Origin of the sequence: Geoalkalibacter sp., assembly GCF_030604225.1 — a bacterium.
Taxonomy (GTDB): domain Bacteria; phylum Desulfobacterota; class Desulfuromonadia; order Desulfuromonadales; family Geoalkalibacteraceae; genus Geoalkalibacter.
On record NZ_JAUVWH010000091.1, the window covers coordinates 1 to 13,526 of the forward strand.

9 protein-coding genes, 1 pseudogene and 1 riboswitch are annotated in these 13,526 nt (G+C 64.5%); of the genes and pseudogenes, 6 read left to right on the top strand and 4 right to left on the bottom strand.

Features of this window, described 5'->3' with window-relative positions; translation table 11 throughout:
• The 4 genes from thiC to icmF form a co-directional block, all read right to left on the bottom strand.
• Nucleotides 1-1,305, bottom strand: a 1,305-nt coding sequence (gene thiC, locus QAT43_RS10460; protein WP_305043017.1) for a phosphomethylpyrimidine synthase ThiC, incomplete at its 3' end; no start/stop codon positions are given.
• A 120-nt stretch (nucleotides 1,306-1,425) separates the two neighbouring features.
• Nucleotides 1,426-1,612, bottom strand: a riboswitch (cobalamin riboswitch).
• 28 nt (nucleotides 1,613-1,640) lie between these two features.
• Nucleotides 1,641-2,756 carry an NADH:flavin oxidoreductase gene (locus tag QAT43_RS10465; protein ID WP_305043018.1) on the bottom strand — a complete coding sequence of 372 codons (1,116 nt, stop codon included), beginning with the start codon at nucleotides 2,754-2,756 and terminating at the stop codon, nucleotides 1,641-1,643.
• A gap of 12 nt (nucleotides 2,757-2,768) precedes the next feature.
• On the bottom strand, nucleotides 2,769-3,935 hold the full coding sequence (locus tag QAT43_RS10470; RefSeq protein ID WP_305043019.1) for a M24 family metallopeptidase: 1,167 nt from the start codon (nucleotides 3,933-3,935) through the stop codon (nucleotides 2,769-2,771).
• Nucleotides 3,936-4,100: 165 nt separating this feature from the next.
• The gene (gene icmF / locus QAT43_RS10475; RefSeq protein WP_305043020.1) at nucleotides 4,101-7,394 is read right to left on the bottom strand and encodes a fused isobutyryl-CoA mutase/GTPase IcmF; all 3,294 of its coding nucleotides are present in this window, start codon (nucleotides 7,392-7,394) and stop codon (nucleotides 4,101-4,103) included.
• Nucleotides 7,395-7,723: 329 nt separating this feature from the next.
• Here icmF and QAT43_RS10480 point away from each other — a divergent pair, with 329 nt between their 5' ends.
• The 6 genes and pseudogenes from QAT43_RS10480 to QAT43_RS10505 all read left to right on the top strand — a co-directional run.
• On the top strand, nucleotides 7,724-8,632 hold the full coding sequence (locus QAT43_RS10480) for a PAS domain-containing protein (protein ID WP_305043021.1): 909 nt from the start codon (nucleotides 7,724-7,726) through the stop codon (nucleotides 8,630-8,632).
• Nucleotides 8,633-8,644: 12 nt separating this feature from the next.
• Nucleotides 8,645-9,031: pseudogene (locus QAT43_RS10485) on the top strand (sigma 54-interacting transcriptional regulator); the annotation flags it as partial.
• The gene (locus QAT43_RS10490; protein ID WP_305043025.1) at nucleotides 9,020-9,493 is read left to right on the top strand and encodes a helix-turn-helix domain-containing protein; all 474 of its coding nucleotides are present in this window, start codon (nucleotides 9,020-9,022) and stop codon (nucleotides 9,491-9,493) included. The pseudogene QAT43_RS10485 and the gene QAT43_RS10490, both read left to right, overlap by 12 nt.
• A 363-nt stretch (nucleotides 9,494-9,856) precedes the next feature.
• A complete protein-coding gene (locus QAT43_RS10495) occupies nucleotides 9,857-11,842 on the top strand; it encodes a heterodisulfide reductase-related iron-sulfur binding cluster (protein ID WP_305043022.1) in 1,986 nt (661 codons plus the stop codon).
• 49 nt (nucleotides 11,843-11,891) lie between these two features.
• Nucleotides 11,892-12,665 (top strand): electron transfer flavoprotein subunit beta/FixA family protein, encoded by a 774-nt coding sequence (locus QAT43_RS10500; RefSeq protein ID WP_305043023.1) that lies wholly within the window; start codon nucleotides 11,892-11,894, stop codon nucleotides 12,663-12,665.
• 10 nt (nucleotides 12,666-12,675) lie between these two features.
• Nucleotides 12,676-13,526: electron transfer flavoprotein subunit alpha/FixB family protein (locus QAT43_RS10505; protein WP_305043024.1), on the top strand; the 851-nt coding region annotated here is incomplete at its 3' end.

Genomic DNA, 13,526 nt, shown 5'->3' on the forward strand with positions numbered 1-13,526 from the left:
CTTATCCCCCCGCAAATCCCCCGCGAACAATTTGCCGGCGCCGCGCGAGGCGCAGAAATCCCCGCACATGGTGCAGGTGGCTTCGTCTTGCGGGGCGCGGTCGGCGCGGATGGCGCGGGCGTCCTCGGGGTAGAGGGCGAGGCGGAACTGCGCCTCCCAGTCGAGGTCGCGGCGCGCCTTGGACATGGCCTTGTCGCGCTCGCGGCCGCGCTCGGGGTACTTGTTCATGTCGCCGATGTAGGCGGCGATTTTCGCGGCCTTGACGCCCTGGCGCACGTCCTCCTCGTTGGGCAGGGCAAGATGCTCGGCGGGGGTGATGTAGCAGATCAGGTCGGCGCCGTGGCTGCTCGACTGGGCGGCGCCGATGGCGGCGGTGATGTGGTCGAAGCCGGGGGCGACGTCGGTGGCGATGGGGCCGAGCATGTAATAGGGCGCGCCGCCGCTCATGCGCTTTTGCAACTGGATGTTGCCCGCCACTTCATCGAGGGGCACGTGCCCCGGGCCTTCGACGAGCATCTGGCAGCCCATCTCGCGGCCGAGTTCGGCCAGTTCGCAATTGATGAGCAACTCCTGGATCTGGGCGCGATCCGAGCTGTCGTGGATGGCCCCGGCGCGCAGCCCGTTGCCCAGGGAGAGCACCACGTCGTACTTCTTGAGGATGCCCACCACCCGGTCGAACTGCTCGTAGAGGGGATTCTCCCGACCGTTGGCCAGCATCCAGGCGACCATGCTCACCCCGCCCTTGGAGACCAGGCCGCCGTATCGATATCCCTGTTTGCGCAGCCGCTCGATGGTGTAGAGGTTGATGCCGCAGTGCACCGCCATGAAGGACAGGCCGTCGGCGCACTGGCGCTCGATGAGATCGAAGAGCAACTCCGCGTCGAGCTTGTTCGGGTCGCCGTAGCGCCGCGCCGCCTCGCAAAACGCCTGATAGAGGGGCACGTTGCCCACGGGCAGATCGACGGCGGCCAGAACCTCGCGGCGCACCCGGTCGAGGTCGCCGCCGACGGAGAGTTCCATGAGGGTGTCGGCGCCCGCCTCCTGGGCGGCCAGGGCTTTGCGGACCTCGGCGCCGTAGTCGATGATGTCGGAGGAGGTGCCGATGCTGGCGTTGACCTTGGTGCGCAGGCCCTTGCCGATGCCCGCCACCCGCGCGGGTTTGCGGTTGAGATTCCAGGGAATGACGATCTGGCCCTCGGCGACGCGCCGGCGGATGAGGTCGGGGCTCAGTTGTTCCTCGGCGGCGATGGCTGCCATCTGCGGGGTGATCTGGCCCTGGCGGGCCCGTTCGATCTGGGTCGGCATGCTGCGGTCTCCTTGTCGGGTTCGAAAATGAAAAAGCCTCTGCCGGGGGAAGGGCAGAGGCTCGAACTTGCTGCGACAAAGGAGGCGCAATCCGGCTTCGGCCCCTCGTTCCACGGAGGTTCCCAAAGCAACGGACTGGCAGGTCTCCTGGCTTCAGGGTCGTCTTACTCGCCGCGCCTTCCCGGGTCGCCCCAGTGGCGTCGTGCGGCTTTCATCGCCTGTTACAGTTGCGGGTCAGCGAGGGATTCGCACCCTCTTCCCTATTCTCCGCGCCCTGAAGCGCGGCACCGGCCGTTTGCAAATTTTGCACGTTTTATCAAGGCGGTGGGGGGCTGTCAAGCGCCATTCGCCTTGAGGCATTCCAGGCGGCCCTTGAGGGCGGCCTTGAAGCAGCGGTTGCACGAGGTGCAGTCGCTGGCGACCGGATTGTCCGTGGCGCGCCAGCGGCGCGGCAGTCCGGGTTCGCGGATCAGGGGGCGGCTCAGGCAGAGGTAGTCGGCGTCGCCGTCGCGGAGGATCGCCGCCGCGCGGTCCGGGCCGCGGATGCCGCCGACCACCATCACCGGGCAGCGCACGGCGGCCTTGATGTCCCGTGCCTGGGAGAGGTTGTAGGCCTCTTGGTCCGGCGCGAGGATGTTGCGGCGCAGCGGCGTCAGCTTGCCCGAGGCGGGCGTGCCGCTGCTGACCTCGATGGCGTCGATGCCCAGGGCGTCGAGGGCCTGGGCGACGCGCACGGCTTCTTTCTCGCCAAGCCCTTCGGGCAGATGGTCGCTGCCGGTCAGCTTGACCAGGATGGGGTAGTCATCGCCCACCGCCGCGCGTACCGCGCGGTAGGTGCTGAGCAGAAAGCGCGCGCGGTTGTCCAGTCTGCCGCCGTAACCGTCGTCGCGCCGGTTGGTGTGGGGCGAAAGAAACTGGTTGATGAGATAGCCGTGGGCGGCATGCAGCTGCACGGCGTCGAAGCCGCACTCTCGGGCGCGCCGGGCGGCGTCGGCAAAGGCCGCGATGGTGCGCTGAATGTCGGCGCCGCTCATGGCCGCCGGGGTTTCGGGTTGATACTGGGCGGCGGCGACGGCCGAGGGCGCGAGGGGCGTGCCGCCGCACAGAGCGGGGCGGGTTTGGCCCCCGGCGTGCGCCAGTTGCGCGCAGAGGACGCCGCCGGCCTGATGCACGGCGGTCGTGAGCGCCCGCAGGTCCTGCGCGAAATCGTCCCGGTGCAATCCCAGGGCTCCCGGCAGGGGCTTGCCCTCGACGGCGACAAAGGCGAAGCCGCTGATGATCAGGCCGACCCCGCCTTCGGCCAAGTCGCGGTAATAATCCCGCAAGGCCGGGGTCGGCCGCCCCTCGGCGTCGCACATCCCCTCCCAGGTCGCAGAGCGCACCAGGCGGTTGTTTAATTCCAGCCCCCGGATGCGGGTCGGCTCAAACAGCACGGACGGTTTTTTCTTCATCGCGTCCATCTCCTAGACCTGCACCAGGTCGTCGGACAGACGGGTCAGGCGCATGCCGCCCTCAGGACCGACGGCAAAGGTGTTTTCGATGCCGATCACGCCCTTGCCGGGAAAGGTGAATTTGGGTTCAATGGCCACCGTTTGTCCCAGGTGCAGGGGCACCTGGAAGCCTTGGGCGAGGATCGGCAGCTCGTCGAGTTCCAGTCCGACGCCGTGGCCGACGAACTTGGCCTGCTCGCCGGGCGCGCCCATGAAGTGGCTTCCGAGGCCGGCGGCTTCGGCCAGGGCGACGGAGCCGGCGAACAACTCGGCGCAGTCCTGTCCGGGGCGCAGGTTTTCCGTCAGGTAATCCTGAATCTCCAGGGCCACGTCGAAGGCCTTGCGCATCTCGGGGAGCAACTCGCCGAGCACGAACATGCGGGTCATGTCGACGATATAACCCTCGAAGACCCCGGTGTAATCAACCAGGATCGGCACATCCCGGGCGATGGGGGCGGCGGAGGCGCCGTGGGCGGCGGCGCTGGAGAGTCCGCTGCCGGTGGCGGGCCCATCGAAAAAGCCCGACCGGGCCGCGCTCTCACCAGCGGCGGCGATGCCGTGAAAGAGTTCCTGGTGGAAGGCGCGCAGGCGCACATAGCCTTCGCAGCCTTGCTTGCGCGCCCGATACTCAATTTCGGCGGCCAGGTCGAGTTCGCGCATGCCCGGCCGCAGAAATTCAGGAATTTGGGCGAAGACCGCGCAGAGCCGCGCGCCGCTCTCTTTCAACTTCTCCATTTCCCAGGCGGATTTGATCGAGCGCAGTTCGCGGTTGGCGGCGCTGATGTCGACGAATTCGATGCCCGGAAGCACCTTGTTGAAAAAGTGCAGCTGCTGGACGGGCAGGACATCGAAGGTCAGACCGACGCGCCGCGCCGCGCCCAGCAGGCTGGGCAGTTCACGGCTGGGCGGAAAGGGGCGGACGTCGGCGACGGCGCTCTCGGCCAGGGCGCGCGAGAGGCTTTTGCGCACCAGCAACACCGGGTCGCCCGCCGTTGGAATCCACAGCAAAGCATTGGGGCGGGTGCCGGAAAAATAATAGATGTCGATGGGATAGACCAGGAGCGCCCCGTCGAGATCGCGTTTTTCAAGCTGGGTTTGGAGCTGGCGGATGCGGCGCGCGCATTCCTGCTGGATGGCCATTCGCTTCTCCTTGTCGTTTTGAAATCCCCCCCGGCCCCCCTTTGTCAAAGGGGGGAGGTTGTCTTTTTCCCTTTGGCAAAGGGGGCGGCGGCGGTTCATTGAGCTCACAATTTTCGCAGAGGCTGCTTTTTCCCCCTTTGGCAAAGGGGGATCAAGGGGGATTTTCTACATGTTGCGCCGGTACTGGCCGCCGACCTCGTAGAGGGCCGCGCTGATCTGTCCCAGGGAGGCGACCTGCACGGTGTTCATCAGTTCGGCGAAGATGTTCTCCCCCCGCTCGGCGACCTGCTGAAGGCGCTTGAGGAGTTTGGGCGCCGCTTCGCGGTGCTGCCGCTGAAAGGCGCGCAGGTTGGCGATCTGTTGCTCTTTTTCTTCCTTGGTGGCGCGGGCCAGTTCGCCGGGGATGCGGTAGCCTTCCTCGTCGGCGCGGGGGTTGAGGTAGGTGTTGACGCCGATGATGGGCAATTCGCCTGAGTGCTTGAGGTGCTCGTAGAGCATCGACTCTTCCTGGATCTTGCTGCGCTGGTACTGGGTCTCCATGGCGCCGAGCACCCCGCCGCGCTCGTTGATGCGCTCGAATTCGGCCAGCACCGCCTCCTCCACCAGATCGGTGAGTTCGTCGATGATGAAGGCCCCCTGCAGGGGGTTTTCGTTTTTGGCCAGCCCCAGCTCCTTGGTGATGATCATCTGAATGGCCATGGCGCGGCGCACCGATTCCTCCGTGGGGGTGGTGACCGCCTCGTCGTAGGCGTTGGTGTGCAGGGAGTTGCAGTTGTCGTAGATCGCCATGAGCGCCTGCAACGTGGTGCGGATGTCGTTGAAGTCCATCTCCTGGGCGTGCAGGGAGCGTCCCGAGGTCTGGATGTGGTACTTGAGCATCTGGCTGCGCGCGTTGGCGCCGTACTTATTCCTGAGCACCACCGACCAGATGCGCCGCGCCACCCGGCCGATGACGGTGTACTCGGGATCGAGGCCGTTGCTGAAGAAAAACGAGAGGTTGGGGGCGAAGTCGTCGATGTGCATGCCGCGTGAGAGGTAGTACTCGATGAAGGTGAAGCCGTTGGCCAGGGTGAAGGCGAGCTGGGAAATCGGATTGGCGCCGGCCTCGGCGATGTGGTAGCCGCTGATGGACACCGAGTAGTAGTTGCGCACCTTCTCGCTGATGAAGAATTGCTGGATGTCGCCCATCATCTTCAGGGCGAACTCGGTGGAAAAGATGCAGGTGTTCTGCCCCTGATCCTCCTTGAGGATGTCGGCCTGCACCGTGCCGCGCACCGTCTGCAGGGTGCAGGCGCGGATTTCGCGCTCTTCGTCCGCGGAGGGCACGCGCCCCTGCTCGCGGCGGAACGCGTCGAGCTGCTGGCGGATGGCGGTGTTGAAGAACATGGCCAGCAGGATCGGCGCCGGGCCGTTGACCGTCATCGACACGCTGGTCATGGGGTCGCACAGGTCGAAGCCGGCGAAGAGCTTGTCCATGTCGTCCTGGGTGCAGATGGAGACCCCGCTTTCGCCCACCTTGCCGTAGATGTCCGGGCGCTCGTCGGGGTCCTCGCCATAGAGGGTGACGCTGTCGAAGGCGGTGGAGAGGCGTTTGGCCGGATCATCCTTGGTCAGGTAGTGAAAGCGGCGGTTGGTGCGCTCGGGCGTTCCTTCTCCGGCGAACTGGCGCTTGGGGTCCTCGGCGGTGCGCTTGAAGGGGAAGAGCCCGGCGGTGTAGGGGAAGAAGCCCGGCAGGTTCTCCTTGCGCGTCCACTTGACGATCTCCCCCCAGTCCTCGTAATCCGGCAGGCAGATCTTGGGGATGCGGGTGCCCGAGAGGGAGGTGGTGAAGGTTTCGGTGCGAATTTCCTTGTCGCGCACCTTGGTGACCATGACGGGCTCGCGGTAGGCCTTTTTCAGCTCCGGCCAGGCGGCGAGGGTTTTTTTCGTTTCCGGCAAAAGGTGTTCCTCACAACTCTGCATCAGGGCCGCGAGGGTCGCGTCGAGCGCCTCGGCGCCGGGGAGGGCGGCGCCGGACGCCGCCTGGGCGCCGAGGGCGCGCGGCCGGCATTGCAGCAGCTCGCGGGTTCCCTGAATCTGAAACAGTTGCCGCGCCGCGCGGCTTTGCTCCTCGGTCTGTTGGCGATAGGCGCGGGAGGTGCGGGCGATCTCGGCGAGATAGCCGGCCTGCTCGGGCGGAATGATGTGCCGGCGGCGGCTTTCGCCCTGAACCAGGGTCAGTGAGGAGTGCCAGGCTGTTCCCTTTTTCGCGCTGATCTTGTCGATCAGGGCCCGATAGAGCACGTTGGTGCCCGGATCGTTGAAAGTGCTGGCGATGGTGCCGAACACCGGGATTTCTTCATCGGGCGCGTCGAAGAGGCGGCGGTTACGGCGCACTTGCTTGCGCACATTGCGCAAGGCATCCTCGGCTCCCTTCTTCTCCATCTTGTTGAGGGCCACCAGGTCGGCGAAATCGAGCATGTCGATCTTTTCCAGCTGCGTCGGCGCCCCGAACTCGCTGGTCATCACGTAAAGCGAGACGTCGCAGACCTCGACGATGGCGGCGTCGCCCTGACCGATGCCGCTGGTCTCGACGATGATCAGATCGAAGGCCGCGGCCTTGAGCACGCACAGGGCGTCGTGGATCGCCGCCGAGAGCTCGCTGCGCGACTGGCGGGTGGCCAGCGAGCGCATGTAGACCCGCGGCGAGTCGATGGCGTTCATGCGGATGCGGTCGCCGAGGAGCGCCCCGCCGGTACGCTGGCGGGTCGGGTCGACGGAGAGGATCGCCAGATGCTTGTCGGGGAAATCGCGCAGGAAGCGCCGCACCAGTTCGTCGGTGAGCGAGCTCTTGCCCGCGCCGCCGGTACCGGTGATCCCCAGCACCGGAACATCCTGCGCCCGAGCCGAGAGCTGCGCGAAAAGCTCCTCGGTCGCCGGCGACTTTTCCCGCAGCCGCGCCTCGGCCAGGGAAATCAGCCGCGCGATGGCCTGGGGGCGCTTCTCCGCGATGGCGACCAGATCGTCGCGGACCGACCGAGGCGTGGGAAAATCGCATTCCCTGAGCTTGAAGTTGATCATGCCCTGCAGACCCATCTTGCGTCCATCCTCGGGCGAGAAAATCTTGCAGATGCCGTAGCTGTGCAGTTCGTCGATCTCCTTGGGGATGATGACTCCGCCGCCGCCGCCGAAAATCTTGATGTGCCCGGCGTCACGCTCCCGCAGCAGATCGTGCAGGTACTTGAAAAATTCGAGGTGTCCGCCCTGGTAGGAGCTGACGGCGATCCCCTGGGCGTCTTCGTGGATCGCCGCGGTGACGATCTCCTCGGCCGAGCGGTTGTGTCCCAGGTGGACGACCTCGGCGCCCGAGTCCTGCAGCAGGCGGCGCATGATGTTGATGGACACGTCGTGGCCGTCGAAGAGGCTCGTGGCGGTGACGAAGCGGATGGGGTTCTGGGCCTGATAGGCGGCGGCTTCCATGGCGCTCTCTCCTTGCTGGGTTCGGCTGGATCCGGCGGGGCCGGCCGAAAGTCGCTTATGTTTGGAAACAACGTTTTAGCAACTGCCGTGCCAAGGCCTGTGCCTTTCTCGGCGATAATGGCAATTGTGTTGAAAATGCTTGTAAAAAATGCTTCTCTTGAGGGCTTTAATCAGAAAAAAAATGTTTTACTTGATTTGACTGTCTCGTTTTGTTTACATTGGGGCCGTTGTTTAGGGGGCCGGAAGGGGTCGCTGCCGCCAGGCGCATGTCGCCTGCGTTGACAGCTGTTCTTCCGGTTTACAGTTTCGGGCTATTTGGGGAGTCGTGGATGGAATTTGTACAAATGGTCAGTCGTACCGAATTCGACCTGAAGGCCTTGCTGGGCCAACGGGACTGGTGGGTGCTGGCGCTGGATCAGGATCAGCGCATTCGCGCCGCGAACGATGTCGGGCAGGCCATTCTCGGGCTCGACGGCAAGGATCTCACCGGGCGGCGCCTGGATGATATCGTCAAGCTGGGGCATCTCACCGCCCTGATGGCCAAGGGCGTCAGTTTCCGGTCCCAGCCGGCCTCGGTCTCCACAGGCAAGCTCATCTGCCACTATGTGCCCGAGGTGGCGGACGGTGCCCTGCGCGGCGGGGTGCTGGCCATCGACCGCAGGGTGCGCGCTCATGACGATCTCTCCTACATCGAACTGCACGAAATCGTGCGGACCCTGGGTCCGATCATGGATCTGGCCTACGAGGGCACCATCATCGTCGACGAGGAGGGCATCATCGTGCTGGTCAACCAGGCGATGGCCGATATCTTCGGTGTGCGCACCCAGGACATGATCGGCCGGCATATCCTCGAAGCCTATCCCAATTCCAAGCTCTCGCGCCTGCCCATCGTCATGAAGACCGGCAAGGCCGAGGTCGGCTGGCCGCATTTTCTCAACGGCCGCGAGATCATCGCCTGCCGCTATCCGCTGATTCGCGACGGCCGCGCCATCGGCGCCCTGGGGAAGGTGCTGATCCAGGACGTCCACGACCGGGTGCGGCTGGCCAAGGGCGCGCCGTTGCAGGAACCGGCCCCGGCTGGTTCGCCGCGCGTCGCCAAGGGCGGTGATTTCAAGTACGACATCAACAGCATCATCGGCCACAGCAAGGTGATGCGCTCGCTCAAGGAGACCTTGCTGCGCGTGGCCGAGCGCGGCTCCAATGTGCTGCTTGTCGGCGAGAGCGGCACCGTCAAGTAGCTCTTCGCCCACAGCATCAATGCCGCGAGCAAGCGGCGCAACGGGCCGTTCATCAAGATGAACTGCGCGGCGATTCCCGAGCACCTGCTTGAATCCGAGCTGTTCGGCTACGCCGAAGGCGCTTTTACCGGGGCGAAGAAGGGCGGGCAGGTCGGCAAGTTCGAGCTGGCGCACAACGGCACGATTTTTCTCGATGAAATCAGCGACATGTCGGTGACCATGCAGGCCAAGCTGTTGCGCATCCTGCAGGAGCGCGAACTCACGCCCCTGGGTAGCAGCCAGGCCAAGAAGGTTGACGTGCGCATCATCGCCGCGACCAACATTAAACTCGAAGAAGCGGTGCGCGACGGCAAGTTTCGCGAGGATCTCTATTACCGCCTCAACGTCATGGCCCTGTCCATTCCACCCTTGCGGGACCGCACCGAGGATCTTTATTTCATCGTCAACCATTTTCTCGACAGCTTCAACGCCGAGTTCGGCCTGGAGGTCCAGGGGTTGGAGCCCGAGGCCTGGGACGCGCTCAAGGCCTATCACTATCCCGGCAATATCCGCGAGCTGCGCAACATCGTCGAAAGTGCTTTCAACGTGGTGACCGGGCCGAGCATCCGGCGCGAGCATCTGCCCTATCACATCCGCCAGCTGTCGGCGCCGCCGCGCGAGGCGCGTCCCTATGTCGAGGCCGAGGGCTTTCTCGCCGATGTCGGACGGCGGCCCTTGCAGGACATCCTGGAAGGGCTGGAGCGGCAGATTCTGGAAAAAGCCTTGCAACAGGTCGACGGCAACAAGCTCCAGGCGGCGGGTCTGCTTGGCATCTCGCGCCCGGGTTTTTACAAAAAGCTTCAGAAGTACGGCATGGTTTAGGCGCATCACGGCCCCCGCGCAAATTTCCCGCGCGGGGGCCGTGTCAACAAACGTAGACGTGTCACGCTTGATAACAGTGTTCTGAAAAAACCCCTTCCGCTTTTCTCTTTTCCCGTTCGGTCTCCTCTTTTTCTTGCCTTTTGCGCCGGTGTGACAACCTGCGTTTACACCGAGGGCCGCATCGTTTTCGCCCTCGGTCCCCGTTCGACTTGTCCCCCGTCTTTCTAAGTCATTGAAGATATTGTTTAAAATTCCGATAGGGAATTTTCAAACGGCGTTTGGCATCAGCCTTGCTCTAGGAGGATAAGAGCGCTGCCGCCGGGGGCGCATGAAACGACCGTTCAACGGCCACGAGGAGTCGCGATGGAATTGACACGGGAAATCTACTGGAACATCGGTCAGGGAGCGGCAACTCTCGTCCCCATGTACCTTCTGACCCTGGCGGCGTTCGGGGTGCTGGCCTGGGGCTTCTGGCGCCGCATTCAGGTCTATCGCCTGGGGCGCGCGGAGAATCGTCGGGATGAGGCGGGGCTCAGGGCGTCCAGCGCGCTTCGGCAGGTTCTGGGCCAGGTCAAGGTGATGCGGGTGCCCGGCGCGGGGACGGCCCATGGGTTGTTCTTCTGGGGGTTTTTCCTGCTGTTCATCGGCACCTGCCTGATCGTCGTGCAGGCCGACTTCACCGACCCGCTGTTCGGGGTGCGCTTTCTCAAGGGAAACTTCTACCTGTTTTTCTCCCTGATTCTCGATCTGGCCGGCCTGGTGGCGGTTCTGATGCTGGGCGGCCTGCTGGTGCGCCGTTATGTGGTGCGCCCGCCGGGCCTGGAAACGGGGCGCGACGATGCCCTCATGCACGGCCTGCTGTTCGCCATCCTGCTGACCGGCTTCGTGCTGGAAGGCGCGCGCATGGCGGTGACCGAGTTGGGGACGCCCCTGGCCGCCTGGTCGCCCGTGGGGCTGGTCTTCGCCAAGGGCATGGCGGGTCTGGGCGAGCCGGCCCTGCGCAGCCTGCATGTCGGGGTCTGGTGGCTGCACCTGGCCCTGGCCCTGGGCTTCATCGCCCTGATTCCCTTCACCAAGTTTCGCCACATTCTGACCACCAGCGCCAACTACTTCCTTGCCGACCGTCGTCCCAAGGGCGCCCTGGTGACCCTGAACCTCGAGGACGAGTCGGTCGAGAGTTTCGGTGCGGCGCGCATTGCGGACCTGACCTGGAAGGATCTGTTCGACGCCGATGCCTGCACCCAGTGCAAGCGCTGCCAGGACCGCTGCCCGGCGCACGCCACCGACAAGCCCCTCTCGCCCATGAAAATCGTCAACCAGATCGGCGAGACGGCCTTCAACGCCCCCGACCGATCCCTGATTGAATCCCTCGGCAAGGATGAGCTGTGGAGCTGCACCACCTGCCGCGCCTGCCAGGAGATCTGCCCCGCGGCCATCGAGCATGTGCCCAAGATCGTCGATGCGCGGCGCAATCTGGTGCTCATGGAAGGCGAGTTCCCCGGCGAGGAGGTGATGGGTGCCGCGGAGAACGCCGAGGTCAACGGCAATCCCCTGGGAATGCCCTTCGCGGGGCGGGGCGATTGGGCGCAAGAGCTCGGCGTCAAGACCCTTGCCGAGGACGCCGATGTCGACGTGCTCTATTTCGTGGGCTGCTACGCCTCCTTCGACAAGCGCAACATTCGCGTGGCCTCGGCCTTCATCAAGCTTTGCCAGGCGGCGGGCATCCGCGTCGGGATTCTCGGCAGCGAGGAAAAGTGCTGCGGCGAGCCCCTGCGCAAGCTGGGTAACGAATATCTCTACCAGGGGCTGGCCGGCGAAAACATCGAGACCATCAAGGGCTACGGGGTGAAAAAGGTCGTGACCACCTGTCCGCACTGCTTCAACACCCTGGCCAAGGATTACCGGGATCTGGGCTTTGATCTCGAGGTCGAGCATTACACCCGCTTTCTGGATGGACTCCTCGCCCAGGGCGCGCTGCGCCTGGAGAAGAGCGATGAGGCGCTGCCCTGCACCTATCACGATTCCTGCTATCTGGGGCGCTACAACGACATTTACGCCGCGCCGCGCAACCTCATCGCGGCGGCGGGGGGGCAGGTGGTCGAGATGTCCAAGTCCGAGGCCGAGAGTTTCTGCTGCGGCGCGGGCGGCGGGCGCATCCTCGCCGAGGAAAAGCTCGGTACCCGCATCAGCGAGGCGCGGGCGCGCATGGCCGCGGAAACCGGGGCGCCGTTGCTGGTGTCCAACTGTCCCTTCTGCCTTACCATGTTCGAGGACGGCATTAAGGGCGCCGATCTCGAAGGGCGGCTGGCGCCTAGGGACATCGCGGAGATTCTGGTGGAGAGGTTGTAGGGATGGGACTTATGAAAAGGCGAATCAATAAACGACAGCGGAGGTAGCTATGAAGATTCTCGTCTGCATCAAGCAGGTTCCCGACATGGAGTCGCGTTTCAAGATCAACGGCGCCGGCAACTGGTACGACACCGCGGCGCTGGCCTGGCGCATGAACGAGTACGACGAATACGCCGTCGAGCAGGCGGTGCAACTCAAGGAGCAGGCCGGCACCGGCGAGCTGGTGGTGTTTTCCATCGGCCCCGAGCGGGTCAAGGAGGCGATGAAGAAGGCCCTGGCCATGGGTGCAGATCGCGGCGTGCACGTGCCCGACGAGCAGAGTCACGAGCGCGATCCCTTTGAAATCGCGGCCATCATCGCCGCCTACGCCCGCAATGAGAATTTCGACATCATTTTCACCGGCATGCAATCCCAGGATCGCGGCTCCGCCCAGGTCGGGGTGCTGGTGGCCGAGATGCTCGGCATCCCCTCGGTGAGCACCATCGTCGCCTTCGAGCGCGACAACGGCGGGGTCAAAGTCAAGCGCGAACTCGAAGGTGGGCTCAAGGCGGTGGTCAAGACCAGCCTTCCGGCGCTGTTTACCTGCCAGCTAGGCCTCAACACCCCGCGCTATCCCACCCTGCCCAACATCATGAAGGCCAAGAAAAAGGAGATCGCCACCCGCGCCGTCGGGGACCTGCACCAGGGGGCGGCCCTGGCGGTTACCGAGAAAATGTCCTTTCCCGAGAAGCGCGCCGGCGGGCTGGTGCTGGAGGGCGAACCGGCGGAGCTGGCCGGGCGCCTGATCGGCATTCTCAAGGAAAAAACCACGGTTTTCAAATAGGAGGTACGCCATGAAAGCCCTGCTCGTTGGTGAATATCGGCAAGGAAAGCTGCTCGAAGGAACCTATGAAACCCTCGCCTTCGCGCAAAAACTCGGGGCCGAGGCGGTGTTGTTCGCCGTCGGCAGCGAAGCGGATTTGCCGCGTTTTGGCGGCAAGGTTTACCTGGCCGACGCGGCCGAGTGCGGCGAATACCATCCGGCGCTGCATGCGCAGCTGCTGCGGGAGGTCGTGTCCCGGGAGAATCCCGATCTCATCGTTTTTTGCCATTCCTCCTACGGCTGGGATCTGGCGCCGCGCCTGGCCCTGGCGCTGAAAGCGGCGCAGGTCTCCGAGGTGGTCGACTATGCCGACGGCGCCTTTGTGCTTCCGGCCTGCAACGCCAAGCTGCGTCGCCAGGTCCGTCCCACCAGCAAGATCGCGGTGGTCACCTTGCAGTCGGGGGCCTTTAACCTGTCCGGCGAGCCGACGGGCAATCCCCAGGTGGAGAAGATCGGGGGCGCGGCTGAGGGCAAGCTGTCCTTTGTCGGCTACGAAGCGGCCGAGAAGGGCGAGGTCGACCTCGGTCGGGCCGAAATCATCGTTAGCGCCGGTCGCGGCATCGGCAAACCGGAAAATGTTCCCCTCATCGCCTCCCTGGCCAAGGCCCTGGGGGGTGAAATGGGCGCCAGTCGTCCGGTGGTCGATGCCGGTTGGGTCGATCACAGCCGCCAGGTGGGCAGCACCGGACAGGTCGTGGCGCCCAAGTTGTATGTCGCCTGCGGCATTTCCGGGGCCATCCAGCATCTGGCCGGCATGAAGAAATCCGGTTTCGTGGTGGCCATCAACAAGGACAAGGATGCGCCCATCGGCGAGGTGGCCGA

Coding starts and splice junctions, on each gene's coding strand:
- QAT43_RS10495 (WP_305043022.1), top strand. CDS start 9,857: ATGGAATTGACACGGGAAATCTACTGGAACATCGGTCAGGGAGCGGCA.
- QAT43_RS10470 (WP_305043019.1), bottom strand. CDS start 3,935: ATGGCCATCCAGCAGGAATGCGCGCGCCGCATCCGCCAGCTCCAAACC.
- QAT43_RS10480 (WP_305043021.1), top strand. CDS start 7,724: ATGGAATTTGTACAAATGGTCAGTCGTACCGAATTCGACCTGAAGGCC.
- QAT43_RS10465 (WP_305043018.1), bottom strand. CDS start 2,756: ATGAAGAAAAAACCGTCCGTGCTGTTTGAGCCGACCCGCATCCGGGGG.
- QAT43_RS10500 (WP_305043023.1), top strand. CDS start 11,892: ATGAAGATTCTCGTCTGCATCAAGCAGGTTCCCGACATGGAGTCGCGT.
- icmF (WP_305043020.1), bottom strand. CDS start 7,394: ATGGAAGCCGCCGCCTATCAGGCCCAGAACCCCATCCGCTTCGTCACC.
- QAT43_RS10490 (WP_305043025.1), top strand. CDS start 9,020: ATGGCCCTGTCCATTCCACCCTTGCGGGACCGCACCGAGGATCTTTAT.